The sequence below is a fragment of the Collinsella aerofaciens genome (assembly GCF_015560135.1).
GTDB lineage: Bacteria > Actinomycetota > Coriobacteriia > Coriobacteriales > Coriobacteriaceae > Collinsella > Collinsella aerofaciens_AN.
On the sequence record NZ_JADMRH010000009.1, the window covers coordinates 18,036 to 35,500 of the forward strand.

General features: G+C 58.0%; 14 protein-coding genes. 11 read left to right on the plus strand and 3 right to left on the minus strand.

Annotation, left to right across the window (positions count from 1 at the left end):
* Positions 1-41: 41 nt before the first annotated feature.
* The 9 genes from I2H19_RS05315 (at position 42) to ligA (ending at position 9,458) form a co-directional block, all read left to right on the plus strand.
* On the plus strand, positions 42-536 hold the full coding sequence (locus I2H19_RS05315; protein ID WP_195621795.1) for a type II toxin-antitoxin system RelB/DinJ family antitoxin: 495 nt from the start codon (positions 42-44) through the stop codon (positions 534-536).
* The gene (locus tag I2H19_RS05320) at positions 523-894 is read left to right on the plus strand and encodes a HepT-like ribonuclease domain-containing protein (protein ID WP_195621797.1); all 372 of its coding nucleotides are present in this window, start codon (positions 523-525) and stop codon (positions 892-894) included. The genes I2H19_RS05315 and I2H19_RS05320 overlap by 14 nt, the downstream gene beginning before the upstream one ends.
* 134 nt (positions 895-1,028) lie before the next feature.
* A complete protein-coding gene (locus I2H19_RS05325; protein ID WP_195621798.1) occupies positions 1,029-2,366 on the plus strand; it encodes a glutamine synthetase family protein in 1,338 nt (445 codons plus the stop codon).
* Positions 2,367-2,416: 50 nt separating this feature from the next.
* Positions 2,417-3,079 (plus strand): response regulator transcription factor, encoded by a 663-nt coding sequence (locus I2H19_RS05330; protein WP_118256204.1) that lies wholly within the window; start codon positions 2,417-2,419, stop codon positions 3,077-3,079.
* A 180-nt stretch (positions 3,080-3,259) separates the two neighbouring features.
* Positions 3,260-4,387, plus strand: a complete 1,128-nt coding sequence (locus I2H19_RS05335) for a hypothetical protein (RefSeq protein WP_195363716.1) — start codon at positions 3,260-3,262, stop codon at positions 4,385-4,387.
* Entirely contained in the window at positions 4,377-4,730 is a 354-nt protein-coding gene (locus I2H19_RS05340; RefSeq protein WP_195363717.1) for a hypothetical protein, read from the plus strand. The genes I2H19_RS05335 and I2H19_RS05340 overlap by 11 nt, the downstream gene beginning before the upstream one ends.
* 21 nt (positions 4,731-4,751) lie before the next feature.
* Positions 4,752-5,336 (plus strand): hypothetical protein, encoded by a 585-nt coding sequence (locus I2H19_RS05345; RefSeq protein WP_195520927.1) that lies wholly within the window; start codon positions 4,752-4,754, stop codon positions 5,334-5,336.
* A 172-nt stretch (positions 5,337-5,508) separates the two neighbouring features.
* Positions 5,509-6,969, plus strand: coding sequence for a S1C family serine protease (locus I2H19_RS05350; protein WP_195621800.1), 1,461 nt, complete (start codon positions 5,509-5,511; stop codon positions 6,967-6,969).
* Between the two features lie 260 nt (positions 6,970-7,229).
* Positions 7,230-9,458 carry an NAD-dependent DNA ligase LigA gene (ligA, locus tag I2H19_RS05355; RefSeq protein WP_195621802.1) on the plus strand — a complete coding sequence of 743 codons (2,229 nt, stop codon included), beginning with the start codon at positions 7,230-7,232 and terminating at the stop codon, positions 9,456-9,458.
* A gap of 427 nt (positions 9,459-9,885) precedes the next feature.
* On the opposite strand, the gene I2H19_RS05360 is transcribed toward ligA, so the two are convergent.
* The 3 genes from I2H19_RS05360 to I2H19_RS05370 all read right to left on the minus strand — a co-directional run bounded on the left by I2H19_RS05360 (position 9,886) and on the right by I2H19_RS05370 (position 13,410).
* The gene (locus tag I2H19_RS05360) at positions 9,886-11,058 is read right to left on the minus strand and encodes a hypothetical protein (protein ID WP_195621804.1); all 1,173 of its coding nucleotides are present in this window, start codon (positions 11,056-11,058) and stop codon (positions 9,886-9,888) included.
* Positions 11,059-11,167: 109 nt separating this feature from the next.
* Positions 11,168-12,007, minus strand: a complete 840-nt coding sequence (locus tag I2H19_RS05365) for a MerR family transcriptional regulator (RefSeq protein WP_195621806.1) — start codon at positions 12,005-12,007, stop codon at positions 11,168-11,170.
* Positions 12,008-12,063: 56 nt separating this feature from the next.
* Positions 12,064-13,410 (minus strand): MATE family efflux transporter, encoded by a 1,347-nt coding sequence (locus I2H19_RS05370; protein ID WP_195621808.1) that lies wholly within the window; start codon positions 13,408-13,410, stop codon positions 12,064-12,066.
* Between the two features lie 259 nt (positions 13,411-13,669).
* On the opposite strand from I2H19_RS05370, the gene I2H19_RS05375 reads away from it, so the two are divergent.
* Both I2H19_RS05375 and I2H19_RS05380 read left to right on the plus strand, forming a co-directional pair.
* A complete protein-coding gene (locus I2H19_RS05375) occupies positions 13,670-15,499 on the plus strand; it encodes an ABC transporter ATP-binding protein (protein ID WP_195621810.1) in 1,830 nt (609 codons plus the stop codon).
* A complete protein-coding gene (locus tag I2H19_RS05380) occupies positions 15,492-17,390 on the plus strand; it encodes an ABC transporter ATP-binding protein (RefSeq protein WP_195621812.1) in 1,899 nt (632 codons plus the stop codon). Before I2H19_RS05375 ends, I2H19_RS05380 begins: the two co-directional genes overlap by 8 nt.
* Positions 17,391-17,465 lie beyond the last annotated feature (75 nt).

The window sequence follows — 17,465 nt, forward strand, 5'->3', positions numbered from 1 at the left end:
CTGTGTGATAATATATAGACAATGTCATACAGGAGGTATCCATGGCTGCGTCTGTGCTGAGTGTGCGAGTGGACTCGTCAATTAAAGACTCATTTGCCGAACTGTGCGAAGAGCTTGGCATGACTTCGTCTGTTGCGGTCAATATGTTTATGAGGCAGATGCTGCGCGAGCGCTCTCTGCCGTTTGTTCCTTCACTTGGTAAAAGCTCTGCGAGCGAAAGCGCCGCGACGGGCATTTTGGATACTGCCCAGATTGAGTCCGCCGTCCGCGAGGCGGCCAGCTCGATTCCCGCCATCAAAACCGTGATTCTTTTTGGTTCGTATGCCCGTGGCGAGGCGCATGCCGATAGTGATATTGACTTGCGTCTCGAAGTCGATCGCGAGCAGGGCTTTGGTCTTTTTGCGCTGTCGGCGTTTGGCGAGGCGGTGCGCAAAGAAACCGGGAGGCAGGTTGATCTCGTCTCTAGTGATCATCTTGATGACGAACTTGCCGCGGTAATCGAGCGCGAAGGAGTGATCCTTTATGATCGCGCGTAAGTCAGACAGCCTTCGCGCCCAAGAGGTTTTGGAGGCCATCTCCGAAACGAACGAGCGCATCAAGGCTTTTGATATCACCGAGGACCAGTTTCTGCATGCGAATGACGTGCGGACGAGGGCGTTGGCGGACTCCCTTTTGATGTGTGCGCTTAGGGTGACGGAAGAAGCGGGCAAATTGTCGGAACGCTCGCAGCGGCTTCATCCCGAAATTGAATGGCGTGGAATTATCGGCATGAGAAATTATCTTGCGCATGATTACGGCAATGTCGACCGCTCGGTTGTTTGGGATGCAGTGACGATGGAGTTCCCTGCGCTGGAACGAGCCTGTAGACAAATTGTCTCCGAATCTGAACGCTAGCCGCTCGTTCGCAACTGCCTGTTCGCACACGTTTTTTGAGCGCTTGATACGCTTTAACCCTGCGGAAACATTTTTCTGCGATAGTATCTGCGATATAGACCAGTCGAAACCCGCCCGAAAGAAAGGGGAGCGACATGAACCAGCAGAACATCGATTACGTACTCCGCTCCGTAGAGCAGCGTGACATCCGCTTTGTGCGTCTGTGGTTTGTCGACATTCTCGGCCGCCTCAAGAACTTTGCCATTAGCCCCGAGGACCTCGAGGTCGCTTTTGAGGAGGGTATTGGCTTTGACGGCTCCGCCATCGAGGGCTTTGCCACGCCTGAGGAAGCTGACATGCTGGCGTTTCCCGATGCTTCGACCTTCCAGATTTTGCCGTGGCGCCCGAGCCATAATGGCGTCGCCCGCGTGTTCTGCGACGTGTGCACTCCCGATCGCAAGCCGTTTGCCGGCGACCCGCGCGATGCCCTGCGCCGAATGTTCCGCAAGGCCGAGAAAGCTGGCTATCTGCTCAACGTGGGCGCCGAGCTGGAGTATTACTACTTCCCCGACGAGCACACCCCCGAGCCGCTCGACAACGTGGGCTACTTCGATCTTTCGGTGAGCGATGCCGCCCGCGACCTGCGTCGCAATACGGTCCTCACGCTCGAGAAGATGTCCGTGCCCGTGGAGTACACCTTCCACGCCGCCGGCCGCTCGCAGCACGGCATGAGCCTGCGTCACGCCGAGGCCCTGAGCATGTCCGACGCCATCACCACGGCCAAACTCATCATTAAGCAGCAGGCCTACGAGAGCGGTTGCCACGCCTCCTTTATGCCCAAGCCGTTGGCGGGCGAGGATGGCAGCGCCATGTTTTTGCATCAGTCGCTGTTCGACCACGACGGCAACAACGTCTTTTGGGGCGAGGGCGACGAGAAGTACCATCTCTCCGACGTTGCCAAGCACTATATGGCCGGCATCCTGGCGCATGCCCGCGAGATCAGCGCCATCACCAACCCCACGGTCAACTCGTACAAGCGCATCACCACGGGTGGCGACTCCGTGCCGCAGTATGCCACGTGGGGCCTGCGCAACCGCGCGAGCATGGTCCGCATCCCGGTCTACAAGCCCGGCAAGCAGCTGTCCACGCGCATCGAGCTGCGCAGTCCCGATCCCATGGCCAATCCGTACCTGGTCAACGCCGTCACGCTGGCGGCTGGTCTGGACGGCATCGAGCGCAAGCTGGAACTCCCGCCCGAGGCAACGGCCGAGACGCTCAAGCTTGCCGACCGTCAGATGGTCGAGGCCGGCTACACGCCGCTGCCGCGCTCGCTCAAAGAGGCGCTCGACGTGTTTGAGGACTCGCAGTTTATGAAGGATGCCCTCGGCGAACACATCCACAGCTTCTTCCTCAAAAAGAAGCGCGACGAGTGGCATAAGTTTGAGTCTACGATCACCGAGTGGGAGATCAAGCACTACCTGGCAAACTCCTAATCGCGCTGACTTGTTCCAGTACGATTGAGCTCATTTCTTTGGAGGCCGATATGTCCGAAAAGAGTGCCCTGTTCATGGCGCGCACGACGCGCTTCCACGAGTTTGCCCGCAGCTTGACGACCACCCTGGGTGTCGAGGTGAGCCTGGCTACCCCCGATTCGCCGACTGCGGCGCACGACTTTGACCTGCTGATCCTCGATTCCGATGGCATCCGCAGCGACCGCATCGATCAGATTGCCAAGTGGCTTGACGATCGCGGCGGTGTCCCCATGCTGGTGATTGTCGATGACGAGGCGCTCGGCACCCTGCGCCTGCCCAATCACGCGCATGCCGACTTTGTATGCCCCACGGCGACGCCCAACGAGCTTAAGGCTCGTGCGCAGCGCCTGATGGGCGAGGAGGAGACCGTCGCCGCCGACGATGTGCTCAACATCGATAACCTCGAGATCAACTTGGCCACCTACCAGGTGACGCTCGATAACGAGCCCATCGACCTGACGCTGATGGAGTACTCGCTGCTGAGCTTTTTGGCGACGCACCCCAACCGCGCCTACAGCCGCGAGGTGCTGCTGCACCGCGTATGGGGCTTTGAGTACTGCGGCGGCACGCGCACCGTCGACGTGCACATCCGACGCATCCGCTCCAAGGTGGGTCCGCAGATCGCGGCGCACATCACCACCGTCCGCGGCGTTGGCTATCTGTTTAAGGACTAGCAAGTAAATAGAGGAATGTGAGGGTACCGGAGATTTCTCCAGTACCCTTTTCTCGTTTAGGGAGAAAAGAAGACCTTTCACCGATTTAAAGTGGGTCAGTAAAAACAATATCAAACGTATAACTATCTCACGAATATCATTTAGTTACCGTATCTCCCTACTGCACGGATGGAGGAAGAAATGCGTTATTCGAGAAAGGTGATTGTCGGATTCATAGTATTGCTTGCCGCCCTGATGTCTCCAAGGTTGGTTTTTGGAGACGACGACTTGGTTCGTGTCACACCGCAAATAGCTGTGGAGCAAGCGCAAGCTTTCTTTGATGACGTATCGGATGAGCCGGTGACCGCTTGTGACCCAGTAAAAATGGTGAATTCCGATGGGGAATCAATCGGGTATATCGTTCGCGCGAAGCGGGATGACGTTAACTATGGCTACGTCGTATTTGATTCAGAGCGATCTTGGTGGATCAGCGAATACTGCTTGGCTCCGAACGCCCCTATGCCCATTGAGAATACAAGCGATGAAATAGCTCTTCTCGCATCCCAAGATGACATCGTTGCTTTGAAATTTGACGAGCTGTCTTTTGGTATTGCAGATCTGGATAATAACGTTGTTTTAGATGAGAAGGGATGCCGGTCAACAGCGGTGTTTTCTGTGGGAAATAGCCGCAGCGGATCTCCAGGCAGGTTCGAGGATGTTTTCGTATCGCCCAAAGACCTGTATAAGCAAGGATATGTCATTGACGCAAGTAAAACAATTTCAGGGATGATAACGCCTACACAATCAGAGGTTATTAAAGAAACGGGGACCTATGCTTGCGATGTGTCTGCAATGTTTGCGGTAAGCAGCCATTATGTAACGCTAAACCGGCTCAAATTGCCAGACTTATATCATGAGCTTTGGCAGTTATCGGGAACATCCGGCGATCCAAATAAGTCATTCGATCAAGCTACGGGCCTTTACTTTACCCAAGGAAGGACTCCATCTCCAAATGCTGCCCCGGCTATTAAGGAGTTCTGTGCTAGGCGCGGGAAAAGGCTTGAGACATCATTTGCTTGGTATCCATCTTGGGATTCTTTCAGGGCAACTGCAGATTCTGGAAATCTCAGTATTTTTTCTGGGACTCTCAGGTCAAGCCATGACGCTCATGCGATGGCTGTTGCGGGATATGTGGCTATGCATAATACATATTCAAATGATAAGAAATATATGCTTGTTGTCTGGGACGGCTGGTTCAATCAGCTGCGTTTTCTTCCATATGACACAACGATTTATATATCGCATGAAGGGACGTATTGTGGAGAGTGACGGCGAAGATGATAGAAAACGCATACGTAAAACGCTGGGGCTTCTTTGCGCATTTCTTGGGATATTGGTTGTCGCGGCCTATCAACCGAGCCCCTCGGTCGTTGGTGGAAAAGATGACGAACATATTTCAGTTGAAGTACAGACGCTGTCGGATATTCATAACGGGCAATTTGAGGCGCTTATGCCAAGTGGTTGCCGTAAGAAAATCGATATGCGCCGTAAGTCAAGTTCCGGATATGTCTCAGGGTTGAAAGCAGGTGATAAATGGATTCTAGTTTTTGTGGAAGATAAGGAACTTGACGGGACTGTTCTGTATCCCCATTCAGCTGAGAAAGTCAAATAAAGTAGACAAGGGGAATGAAGAATGATTGATAGAAAGCAGTTTTTAGGTCTGATGGCAGGGGCTCCTATTTTGATGCGAGCTGGGATGGCAGAAGCCGTGGAGTTGCCGGACGCTCGGAAGCGATTGACGCTCGTGGTCGACACGGTGGTCAGAGATGAAAATGGCAATGAAAAAACGCGAACAAGAAGCAGAGAGACTATTTTCACGCCAGAGAGCGAAATTGTGTCTGCGGACGCTATGGCCGGTGATGTCATAACAATCCAGAGGGAATCAGATGAAACGTTGCCGCTGCTTGCCAAGATTGAGCTCACGGTCGCTTATTTTAACGATAAAACAGAAATTGAGATTCGTTCCGGAAAGTACTCGATAGTCCAAACCGATCCGCTTGTGATGTATGCAAACGCTTGGTACGCGCTCATGCAGAAGGATAAATACGTGATGAATAACTTCACGGAAAGCGAAGCATCATATGAAACGGGGTGGGGGCCAACGCCATACGACGCGGAGAAAGATAAGTGGACGTGCGGATCAGGCATGGGTGCGACGATTACGGACTTTATTAACGATTCAACATATAGTTTTGCTATCGACTGTTATATCGAATAGACATGACGGCATAAAACGAATTGGCTTATAAGCATGTCATTACTTAAGCAAAGCTGAAATCTTGGCATCTAGTGCTCGGGACTGCCCAGCTTGGGGTACAACTCAACGTGAACAATGATGGCCCGCCACATGTTTGGCGGGCCTTTGGTTATTTGACGAAAGGATCGCAGCCATGAGCGAGTACGATTCCCAGCGTCCCCAGGATGCGGGCAACGCCGGCGAGACCCAGCAGCAGCCGCGTGTGCAGGTGGAGTCGACGCCTGCCGGCAGTAACATTCCCTACGTGCAGGCCTACGACACGCAGACCGGCAAGCCGCTGGGTGGCCAGCAGGTCGTGAACAAGCACACGGTGGTCAAGACCAAGACCAAAAAGCTGCCGATCTTTATTACGGCGCTTGCCGGCTGTGCCTGCGGAGCCCTGCTGGTCATTGCGCTCATTATGAGCGGCACGCTTGATATCGGTGGCGGCAAGAATGCCGTGACGGCGGGTGCTTCGGGTTCGTCGACGCAAAAGATCACCATTGACTCCGAGGACACCACGCTGGCCGAGGCCGTTTCTGCTAAGGCCCTGCCCTCCGTTGTTTCCATCACTGCCACTTCGAGCGGCAGCCAGAATGGCTCGCTTTCGCAGTCTGCTGACGGGTCGGATAACTCGGGCAGTGTCGGTTCGGGCGTGGTGCTCGATACCGAGGGCCACATCCTCACCAACAACCACGTGGTCGATGGTTACGACCAGTACGTGGTGACCATGGACGACGGCACCACCTACGAGGCCGAGTTCGTGGGCAACGATGCTTCGAGCGACCTGGCCGTCATCAAGCTCAAGGACGCCGACGCCTCCAAGCTCACGCCGATTGAGATCGGTGATTCCTCCAAGCTCAACGTGGGCGAGTGGGTTATGGCGATCGGCTCGCCGTTCGGCAACGAGCAGTCTGTCTCCACGGGAATCGTGTCGGCGCTGTATCGCTCCACGGCCATGAGCTCTACCAGCGGCAGTACCATCTATGCCAACATGATCCAGACCGATGCCGCCATCAACCCGGGCAACTCCGGCGGCGCGCTCGTCAACGACAACGGTGAGCTGGTGGGTATCAACTCGCTCATCGAGAGCTACTCGGGCTCCAGCTCGGGCGTGGGCTTTGCCATTCCGGTTAACTACGCCAAGAACATTGCCGACCAGATCATCGACGGCAAGACGCCGGTGCATCCGTACATGGGCGCTACGCTTTCGAGCGTCAATGCGCTCAACGCCCGCACCAACAAGCTGAGCACCGATAGCGGTGCGTACGTGGCGAGCGTCGTTGAGGACGGTCCCGCCGCCAAGGCTGGCATCCAAGAGGGCGACGTCATCACCAAGCTGGGCGACGACGAGATCACGAGCGCCGATGGCCTGATCATCGCGCTGCGCAGCCACGAGGTGGGCGAGAAGGTCGAGATCACACTCATGCGCGGCAAGGAAGAGAAAAAGGTCACCGTCGAGCTGGGTTCCGACGAGGAGCTGCAGAACCAGCAACAGGACGACAGCGCGACCGACACCGGCAACGGCGGTATTACCGACGAGCAGCTGCGCCAGTACCTGGAGGAGCTGCTAGGCCAGCAGGGCCAGGGTCAAGGCTACGGCCAGGGCTACTAGCGAGCCGTTTCGCTCATACCGATGCCAGAGGGGGCTGTCCCACCAACGCGGGACAGCCCCTCTTTTCTTATTGATCCTTTGGGGACGGAGGAAAACGGATCACTTGGGGCTGACAAGAGGCCTGGTTCGTAATGGTCTGAACTAACTGTCCACCCCGGTCTGGCGGCTGCCGATTCGGTGCGGTTCGAAAGGGCTATTCGACCCCATTGCGACCGGTGGTACTCTAGTATCCGTTTGAAATCGAGCGAAGGAGTGCTGCTATGGAGCAATCGAGCCTGTTTGGTGACGGTGTGGACATCGATACCGAAACGCCCGCGAGCGCGGATGCCACCGCACCGGTCGACGCCCATGCCCAGGCGGCAGCGCGCGCGGCCGAGCTGCGCCACGAGCTCGACTACCACGCCTATCGCTACTACATGCTCGATACGCCCGAGATCACGGATGCCGCATTCGACAAAATGCTCGTTGAGCTGCAGGAAATCGAGGCGACCTACCCCGACCTGGTGACGCCCGACAGCTATACCCAGCGCGTGGGCGGCTACGTGAGCGAGCAGTTTACGCCGGTCACGCACATGGCACGCATGTATTCCATGGACGATGCCATGGATCTGGACGAACTCGACGCATGGCTCCAGCGCACCGAGGATGCGCTCGGCGCCGGCAGCGTCACATATACCTGTGAGCTTAAGATTGACGGTCTGGGCGTGGCGCTTACCTACCAAAACGGCACCTTCGTGCGCGCGGCCACGCGCGGCGATGGCACCACGGGCGAGGACGTGTCGCTCAACGTGCGCACCATCAAGGATGTGCCCATGCACCTGTCCGAACCGGCACTTGCCCACATGGGCGCCGACCGCGAGCGCACTATCGAGGTGCGCGGCGAGGTCTACATGCCCAAGGGCAGCTTTGTTCGTCTGAATGAAGAGGCCGATGCCGAGGGCCGCGACCCCTTCGCCAACCCGCGCAACGCCGCCGCCGGCAGCCTGCGCCAAAAGGATCCCAAGATCACGGCGCGCCGCGATCTTGCCACCTTTATCTATGCCATCGCCGATACCGACCCGCTGCACGTCCACAGCCAGCGCGAGTTCCTCGACTGGCTGCGTAGCGCCGGCTTTAGCGTCAACCCTAACGTTGCCCGTTGTGCCACACCCGCCGAGGTCCACGAGTTCTGCGCCCAGGCGCTCGAGCATCGCGGCGACCTGGACTACGACATCGACGGCGTGGTCGTAAAGGTGGACAGCTTCCAGCAGCAGCTCGATCTGGGCTTTACCGCCCGCGCGCCGCGCTGGGCCATTGCCTTTAAGTTCCCGCCCGAGGAAAAGCAGACCGTCCTGCGCGAAATTCGCATCCAGGTGGGCCGCACCGGTGTGCTCACGCCGGTCGCCGAGTTCGATCCGGTGACGGTCGCCGGCTCCACCATCGCGCGCGCCACGCTGCACAACATCGACGAGATCCGCCGCAAAAACGTGCGCGAGGGCGACACCATCATCGTGCACAAGGCAGGCGACGTAATCCCCGAGGTCGTGGGCCCGGTGCTCGATAAGCGCCCGGCCGATTCGGTCGACTGGCACATGCCCGAGGTCTGCCCCGTGTGCGGCAGCCCCGTGGTCCACGAGGACGGCGAGGTCGCTTACCGCTGCGTCTCCATCGACTGCCCCGCGCAGCTCAAGGAGCGCCTGCTCCACTGGGTGAGTCGCGGCTGCATGGACGTCGACGGCCTAGGCGACGAGATTGTCGACAAGATGATCGCCGCCGGGCTGATTCACGACGTCGCGGACTTCTACCAGCTCACGGTTGACGATATCGCCGGCCTGGACACGGGGCGCACCTATGCCAGCTCCAACAGCAAAAAGGGCGTCAAGAAGGGCGACCCCATTCCGGTAGGCCTCAAGACGGCCGAGAAAATCATCGCCGAGCTCAACAAGTCCAAGAGCCAGCCGCTCGGTCGCGTGCTGTTTGCCCTGGGTATCCGCCACGTGGGCAAGAGCGTGGGCGAGGTTATCGCCGAGCGATTCCTGTCGATTGACAAGCTCATCTTGGCGAGCGAAGAGGATATTGCCGAGTGCGAGGGCATCGGTCCCAAGATTGCGGCGAGCGTCAAGCAGTTCCTGGCCGTGCCCGAGAACCTTGCCGTGCTGGAGCGCCTGCGCCAGGCGGGCCTGTCGCTCGAGGTCGACTTGGGCGCCGCGCACGCGCAAGCCGCAGCCGACGCTGGCGTGGCGGGCGAGCTCGCCGACGCACAGCCACTCGCGGGTCTGACCTTCGTGCTCACCGGCACGCTCGTCAACCGCACGCGCGACGAGGCGGGCGCGGCACTCAAGGTGCTTGGCGCCAAGGTTTCGGGCAGCGTGTCAAAGAAGACGAGCTATCTGGTCGCCGGCCCCAAAGCGGGCTCAAAGCTCACCAAGGCCGAGCAGCTGGGTGTGCCCGTGTTGGATGAGGCGGCACTTGAACAGATTTTGGCGACGGGTAGGGTCCCGGAGGCATAATGATTTGTTGAGGAACTGCGCAGAGGCTCAGTTCCTCAACATCTCCTTATAGTGTTTGCCTGTTCAATTTCGATATCGTTTCCCTCGTATGATCCAGATGCGTCTACCGACTCAAAGCGTGAGTAGGAAACTCTTGTCCCAACTTTGATTTGGGAAAGCTTGTCTTTGATTCGGCCAGATGAGGGGAATGTAATCCGGGTTTGCTTTCCAGCGTCGGTGTAGCGGGGACTGTTGTCTGTTTGGATTACGAGTTCCGTTCCCTCAATAGAATGAACGCTGCCGACTCCAAAGACAAGGTAATCATCTCCTCCGCTATAGCGGGCTCTATCTGTGCATGAAGAAACGGATGCAAACATAGCGAAAATCACCAATATCGTAACCAGGGCAAAGGCCGTGGTGCCATAGCATTTTGATGGTGCCATCCGGTTTACCAAAAGACTGTTCCGTTCAATTTGACCATATTGGGCGTTGCATAGTTAATCGCTCGGGGATAAGTGTTCCATCCGTCGAATACTTCGAGCCACTGCAGTTCGATGCCAGAGCTTCCATTATGCCCAGTAAAATAGCCAGTTACCGTGACTGTATGACCTGATAGCTCGACGGATCCTTCACTGTTTCGGCTGTTGATCCACATATGATACAAGCCGATATTCCCTTGATCGATAGTTGCTCTGTACTGAGCGAATTGAGGCTGATAACCGAAAAATTGAGTATTAAGTGCTCTACCCTTTTGAGCGGCAAGACTTTTAAACGGAACAATTCCATCTGGGATGATCGTGCTTCCGTACTCGACGCCCTGATCATTGGTCTTATACGTTGTTGTGCCAGTGACGTTCCATATTTCTTTATAATAATCGGGATTAAATTGATTAGCGTTTGAACTGGTGAGACCGTAATGCATTGATACAGCGTACAAGGCAGAAACGACGCATGCATACTTATTAGTGCGGGCTTCAACTAATGATTCCGAGACTCCTCGGAACGGTATTCCGTTTAAATCGTCTATTTGGAAATGCAACATCAAGTCATCTTCATTGATAATGACTGCATTCCATGAAGTTGGGTTATTGCTTTGAGGTGTTATACCCTTTTCGGTGACAATCGGGACAGACCGTATATTGTTATAGTTGGTTACACAGTCTCTAGTTCCTGGCACCAAAGTTCCATATTCAATATCGTTGTACGAAATTAGTACGGTTGGGTTTGTGGCCTGTTGGCCGGAATAAGTTGAAATGGCGTTTGATAGAGAAGCTGAAATCGGAAGAATGGTATCGCCGAGGGTTATCTCCTTCAGAAGCCCAGGATATGATGCGTCAAGTACTAAATAACCGTAAGGGCTTCCTTCCCTTGTGACACTGATTTCATAGCCACAGATAAGGCCGATTTGTTGGCATACGGGAACGATTTGCTCGATCTCTAAGTTCGCGGATCCGTCGACGATGGGCAACAGGGAAAGCGCGTAGTCTTGTGCTAGGTCTGATGTAAAAGCGACGGATGAGTTTGAGTCGGCAGCGAATACTCTTGTCGGGCGTGACGTGGATAAGCCGATGATCGAGGCTAGGCCGAGAAGAAACGAGCGACGTGATTGAACTCTGGGCATAATGTCTCCTGCCTATGGGGGGGCAATATGCTGTCATTTTATTTGCTACATAATACAATCTAATTCGGATTAAGGTAAATGGATGGAATTGCTCGATAAATGGTAGTGATTAGCGGACCGGTATCGCGATCCTCGTCACATACGCCCCCGGGTCGTCGCTGATGATGTCGTCGATGGGGGCGATTTCGCGCGAGGGACCGGCGGGGGACAGGTCGCGCTCGTGCATGTAATCGAGTAAGCGCTCATAGCGCGGGGCCGCCTGACCGTGCGTGCCGCGGAAGCTGACCGTCAGACACCGCGCGGCGGGACGTACTTCGACATCGCCCAGGTAATCGTCCGTGCCATCCAGCAGCAGAAAGACCTCGTCGTAGCCATCAAAGTCGCCGGCGGCAAGGCGTTCGGGCGCGATCCCGACGCCCAAGTTGCCCAGAAAAACAAACGTCTCGTGCTGGCCCGTCTGCAGTTGACGAATTTGCCACTCCAGCGCATAGGCGTCGGTAGGGTTGACGCGTTCGCGCAGCACGGCGCAGCGAAGTTCGGGCGCATCGATTGTGCAAATGATATCGAGCTCGTTGTTCAAGGCATCGTGCAGCAGGGCAAGCCGGCTGTTAATCTTGCGCGACACGCGTTCGAGCTCGCGGCGCTTGCGCTCGATGATTTCCTGTTGCTGAGCCAGTTGCCGCTGCATGAGGTCCACATCGCGCGTGGTCACAAACTCGCGGATTTGCGTGAGCGGCAAGTCGAGAACTCGCAGGTGGCTGATGGTGTTGAGGGTGGAGAGCTGCCGCGATCCGTAGTAGCGGTACCCACTTGCCGGATCGATGCGCGCCGGATCCAACAAGCCGATCTGCTCGTAATGACGTAGCGTTCCCACGCTCAGGTTAAACAGGCGTGCCACCTCGCCAATGCGGAGCAGGCCCTCTGTATGTTCAGCTGGCGAGTCGGTCATGGGACCGTTCCTTTCGGTAAAAAGCGGGGGAGGGCCGTCAGGCCTGCGTCGCTCCGTTACGCCATCAGCTTGTCAAAAGCCCCGCGCCGGTTGAGCACGGTAAACGCGACAACACAGATGACTGCCGACAAAATCGATCCGCACGGCGAAGCGATGCCCATGGGAAACAGCGTGTCGGAATAGGCGTTCGAAAGCAGCCACGCGCCGGGCACGCGAATGAGCGCTACGGCCAGCACGTTGTGCGCAAAGCCAATGTAGCTCTTGCCATACGCAGCGAAAAAGCCGCTAAAGCAAATGTGGATGCCGGCAAAAATCGCGTCGAAAATATAGCTGCGCATATAGCCGGTGCCGGCCGCGACCACCGCAGAGTCCTTGGCAAAAAAGCCGATAAACGCCGGCGCCACCAGCCACATCAGCACCGTGATCAGGCAGCCGTACACCACCGAGATCGTCATGGCGTCTTTAAGCACCTGACATGCGCGGTCGCCCTTGCCCGCGCCGGCGTTTTGCGCCGTGAGCGCGCTGACGGTGGCACCCATGGAACTCGGCACAATGAACAAAAAGCTGATCATCTTCTCGACCAGGCCCACGGCGGCGGCGTCGACGAGCCCTCGGTGGTTGGCAATGACGGTGATGAACATAAACGCCACCTGGATGCAGCCGTCCTGCACGGCCACGGGCACGCCGATCTTAAGAATGCTGCCGAGCACCTCGGGCTGGGGGCGCAGGTCGCTGCGCTTAACGTGGATGTTCGTGCGGCGGCTCTTGAGCCACACGAGTGCGAGGGCAACGCTGGCCGTCTGGGCGGTTACCGTGCCGAGCGCCGCGCCCACGGGGCCGAGCCCCATGTGCCCGATAAACAGAAAATCGAGCGCGATGTTAATGATGCACGCCACGCCGATCACGTACATGGGCGAGCGCGAATCGCCCAGCCCGCGAAAGATGGCCGAAAGAATGTTGTATGCGGCGATAAACGGAATGCCGACAAAGCAGATACGCAGGTAGGCGGCGGTTCCTTCGACTGCCTCGGCCGGCGTGCCAATGAGCGCCACGATTTGCGGGCACAGTGCGAGCAGGATAGCGGCCAGCACCACCGAGACACCCATAAAGAGCGTGATGGTGTTGCCGATGGCGGTCTCGGCGCGGTCGAAGCGACGCGAGCCCACGGCGTGGCCGACGATGACCGTCGTTCCCATGGCCAGGCCCACGAGCGTCACGGTAATGATATAGAGCGTCTGCGCGCCATTACCCACGGCGGTGATGCCGGCGGCGCCGCTAAACTGCCCCATCATGTACAGGTCGGCCATGCCGTAGAGCATCTGCAAAAAGTACGAGAGCATATAGGGCAGGGCAAAGACCGCGATGGTCTTAAGGACATTGCCGCGTGTGAGGTCGTGTTCCATGGGCGGGGCTTTCTGGCTTGGTTCGTTTAGCTACCAGTGTAGTGAAAACCCTACAACGATTGTAGAGTCAAGGTTTGTGTTGACGCCGGAGCGAAAAAAGTCTCGCGCACCATTATTCCGAGTGAATATGGACACACATCACGAGAACTCGCCGCCGGCGCTAACCTTGCAGAAAACGATTTCGGAATACTTGACACCATTATTCGGCGCGCAATAATACGTGCGTTTGCGAACAACGTTTGATGGGGGTTGAACCTGCGTGCGCAATCTCAAAATACTGTTTTCCTATCTAGGGGCATACCGTCGCGATGCCATCCTCGGCGTGTTCTTTGTGTCGGTCGAGACGGTGCTCGAGCTGTTTATCCCGGTCATCATGGCCAACATCATCGATGTGGGCGTGCCTGCGTGTGATATCAACTACATGCTGCTACAGGGTGCGTACATGTTGGTGTGCGCTGCGCTTTCGCTGGTACTGGGCTTGGGTTATGCCCGCACGTCCGCCCGCGTTGCCTCGGGCCTAGGCGCCAACCTGCGCGAGGCCGAGTACAAAAAGATTCAAACGCTCGCCTTTGGCAACCTGGACAACTACGACGCCAGCTCGCTCGTCACCCGCATGACCACGGACATCACCGTTATCCAAAATGCTGTGGGCAACGGCTTTCGCCCTATGGTGCGCGGCCCGGTGACGCTTATCGTCGGCCTTATCTACGCGCTGATGCTGTCGCGCCCGCTCGCCACCGTCTTTGCGATCATCTTGCCCGTGCTGGCAATCGTGCTGGGCGTCATCACCTATCGCGTGAGTCCGCTCTACCGCCAACTCCAGACCTCGATGGACCACCTCAACGGCGTGGTACAGGAGGACCTCACCGCCGTGCGTGCCGTCAAGGCCTACGTTCGTACCGAGCACGAGGAGGCCAAGTTCGACACCGTCAATACCGAGCTCGCGCGCACTGCGACAAAGACCTTTGGCAGCGCGGTGCTCAACCTGCCGGTGTTTCAGCTGTCGATGTACGTGGCTGCGCTCTCCATCCTGTGGATTGGCGGCCGCATGATTCTCGCCGGCAAGTTGGGTGTAGGCTCTCTCACGGGCTTTATGAGCTACGTGCTGCTGATCATGAACTCGCTCATGATGATTTCCAACGTGTTTTTGCTGCTCACGCGCGCTCTTACGAGTGTGGGCCGTATCGCCGAGGTGCTCGACGAGGAACCCTTTATCGCCAACCCTGCGGGAGACCTCGCGACTGCGGCGCCAGCGGACGGCAGTATCGAGTTTCGCGACGTTTCCTTTAAATACCGCGCGGATGCAGCCGAGGATGTGCTCGAGCATATCGACCTTCGCATCGAGAGCGGCTCGACGGTGGGCATCCTCGGCGGCACGGGCTCGGGCAAGAGCTCGCTTGTGCAGCTGATTGCGCGCCTGTACGACGCCACCGAAGGCGCCGTGCTTGTGGGCGGACGCGACGTGCGCGACTACGACCTCGCCGCCTTGCGCGACGCTGTGGGCATTGTGCTGCAAAAGAATGTGCTGTTCACGGGCACCGTGCGCGAGAACCTGCAGTGGGGCAATCCGCAGGCGTCGGACGATGAGCTCCTCGCGGCTTGCCGCGCGGCGTGCGTGGACGAGTTCCTTGATCGCATCGGCGGGCTGGACGGCGAGTTGGGCCAAGGCGGCGCCGGTGTCTCGGGTGGCCAGAAGCAACGTCTGTGCATCGCGCGCACGCTGCTCAAGCATCCGCGCGTGCTCATTTTTGATGACTCCACCAGCGCGGTCGATATGGCGACCGACGCAAAGATTCGCGAGCACATCGCTCGGATTCCCGATGCGACCGTGCTCATCATCGCCCAGCGCATCGCGAGTGTCATGGATGCCGATCGCATCGTGGTATTGGACGACGGTCGTGTCCACGGCGTGGGCACGCACGAGGAACTGCTAGCGGGCGACAACATATACCAGGAGATTTATGCCTCGCAGATGGAGTTTGCGAGGAGCGCGGACGCCGGCGACGGCAGCGACGATGGTTGCGCGAATGATCCGATTTCCTCCGTCGCATGCGGATCGCCCTTGGAAGGGGGTGAGCGTCATGCCTAAGACCGCAGCCCAAGCACGCCCGGCCGACCTCAAGCGCACTGTGCGCCGCTTGCTCTCCTACATGGGGCATGCCAAGTTCTCGTTGCTCGCGGTGGGCGTGCTCGCCTCCGTTGCCGCCATCGCGAGCCTCGCCGGCACCTACATGGTGCGCCCCATCGTTAACGGTTTGGCCACGGGCGGGGAGGAACTGCTCGCCAAGCAGGTCATCCTGACGGCGATCATCTACGCCGCGGGCGTGCTCTCGGCCCTGGGCTACTCACAGATCATGGTGCGCGCGGCCCAACGCGTGGTGTCCGATATTCGCCGCGACCTGTTTGCGCACATCCAGACGCTGCCGCTCAGCTATTTTGACAGCACGCGCTCGGGCGACATCATGAGCTTTTTCACCAACGACGTCGACACCGTCTCCGAGGCGCTTAACAACAGCTTTGCCAACGTGATTCAGGCCGCCATTCAGGTTGTGGGCACCACGGCTATGCTCATCATCCTTAACTGGCAGCTCACGATTATCACACTCGTGTGCGATGCGGCCATTGTGCTGTATGCGCGCTACTCGGGCGCGCGCTCTAAGCGTTTCTTTGCTGCCCAGCAGGCATCGCTTGGCGACCTGGACGGATATATCGAAGAAATGGTCTCGGGCCAAAAGGTCATCAAGGTCTTTAACCGTGAGGCAGCGAATGTCGCCGGCTTCACCTGCCGCAACGACGAGCTTCGCCGCACCGGTACCGCCGCCGTGAGCTATGCCAACTCCATGGTGCCCATGACCGTCGTGATTGGCTATGTCAACTATGCCATCGTCGCCGTGGCGGGCGGCATGCTCTGCATCAAGGGGCTCGCCGATGTGGGCGCACTTGCAAGCTACCTGGTCTTTGTGCGCCAGGCCGCCATGCCCATCAACCAATTTACGCAGCTCGGCAACTTCTTGCTCAACGCGTTGGCCGGTGCCGAGCGCCTGTTTGCGGCTATGGACCTTGAGCCCGAGGTGGACGAGGGCTGCGTGGAGCTGGTGCAGACGGGCGACGCCGCGTGGGCGTGGAAGATTCCCGAGGGCCAGGGCGTGGGCGCGTACGGGCACTTGCATGACGTGGCAGCCGTTGATGAGTCGGGCCGCGCGGTGGCCGCCGACGGCACCGAGCTCACGTGCGGCTTGGTCCCGCTTGCCGGCGACGTGCGCTTCCATGCCGTGGACTTTTCCTACGTGCCGGGCGCCCGCGTGCTCACGGACCTCAACCTGTTTGCCAAGCCGGGGCAAAAGATTGCGTTTGTGGGCTCCACGGGCGCCGGCAAGACGACCATTACCAACCTCATCAACCGCTTCTACGAGGTCGATGACGGCGAGATCGCGTACGACGGCATCGACGTCAAGCACATTGCCAAGGCCAGCCTGCGCGGGTCGCTCGGCATTGTGCTGCAGGACACGCACCTGTTTAGCGGCACCATTGCGCAGAACATCCGCTTTGGCAAGCTCGACGCGACCGACGAGGAGGTGCGCGCCGCTGCCGAGGCCGCCTGCGCCGACTCGTTTATCCGCCGCCTGCCGCGGGGCTACGACACACCGGTCACGGCCGACGGCGCCAACCTGTCGCAGGGTCAGCGTCAGCTGCTCGCCATCGCGCGCGTGGCCGTCGCCGATCCGCCGGTGCTCATCCTGGACGAGGCCACGAGTTCCATCGACACGCGTACCGAAAAGCTCATCGAGCGCGGTATGGACCGCATCATGCGCGGACGCACCACCTTTATGATCGCGCATCGCCTGTCCACCGTCCGCGATGCCGACGCCATCATGGTCCTCGAACACGGCCGCATCATCGAGCGCGGCACGCACGAAGAGCTGCTCGCCCAGCACGGCGAGTACTGGCAGCTGGCGCATGGCTTAAAAGAGCTGGATTAACCCGTTCGAGCACGATGCTTTGATCCCTCCGTGCCCCTCACCTCGACTCAAACCATCACAACATTCGACGTTTTT

What these genes read in the sequence shown, in the direction of transcription:
- I2H19_RS05315 (WP_195621795.1), top strand. Translation starts at nt 42, where the DNA reads ATGGCTGCGTCTGTGCTGAGTGTGCGAGTGGACTCGTCAATTAAAGAC.
- I2H19_RS05320 (WP_195621797.1), top strand. Translation starts at nt 523, where the DNA reads ATGATCGCGCGTAAGTCAGACAGCCTTCGCGCCCAAGAGGTTTTGGAG.
- I2H19_RS05325 (WP_195621798.1), top strand. Translation starts at nt 1,029, where the DNA reads ATGAACCAGCAGAACATCGATTACGTACTCCGCTCCGTAGAGCAGCGT.
- I2H19_RS05330 (WP_118256204.1), top strand. Translation starts at nt 2,417, where the DNA reads ATGTCCGAAAAGAGTGCCCTGTTCATGGCGCGCACGACGCGCTTCCAC.
- I2H19_RS05335 (WP_195363716.1), top strand. Translation starts at nt 3,260, where the DNA reads ATGCGTTATTCGAGAAAGGTGATTGTCGGATTCATAGTATTGCTTGCC.
- I2H19_RS05345 (WP_195520927.1), top strand. Translation starts at nt 4,752, where the DNA reads ATGATTGATAGAAAGCAGTTTTTAGGTCTGATGGCAGGGGCTCCTATT.
- I2H19_RS05350 (WP_195621800.1), top strand. Translation starts at nt 5,509, where the DNA reads ATGAGCGAGTACGATTCCCAGCGTCCCCAGGATGCGGGCAACGCCGGC.
- ligA (WP_195621802.1), top strand. Translation starts at nt 7,230, where the DNA reads ATGGAGCAATCGAGCCTGTTTGGTGACGGTGTGGACATCGATACCGAA.
- I2H19_RS05360 (WP_195621804.1), bottom strand. Translation starts at nt 11,058, where the DNA reads ATGCCCAGAGTTCAATCACGTCGCTCGTTTCTTCTCGGCCTAGCCTCG.
- I2H19_RS05365 (WP_195621806.1), bottom strand. Translation starts at nt 12,007, where the DNA reads ATGACCGACTCGCCAGCTGAACATACAGAGGGCCTGCTCCGCATTGGC.
- I2H19_RS05370 (WP_195621808.1), bottom strand. Translation starts at nt 13,410, where the DNA reads ATGGAACACGACCTCACACGCGGCAATGTCCTTAAGACCATCGCGGTC.
- I2H19_RS05380 (WP_195621812.1), top strand. Translation starts at nt 15,492, where the DNA reads ATGCCTAAGACCGCAGCCCAAGCACGCCCGGCCGACCTCAAGCGCACT.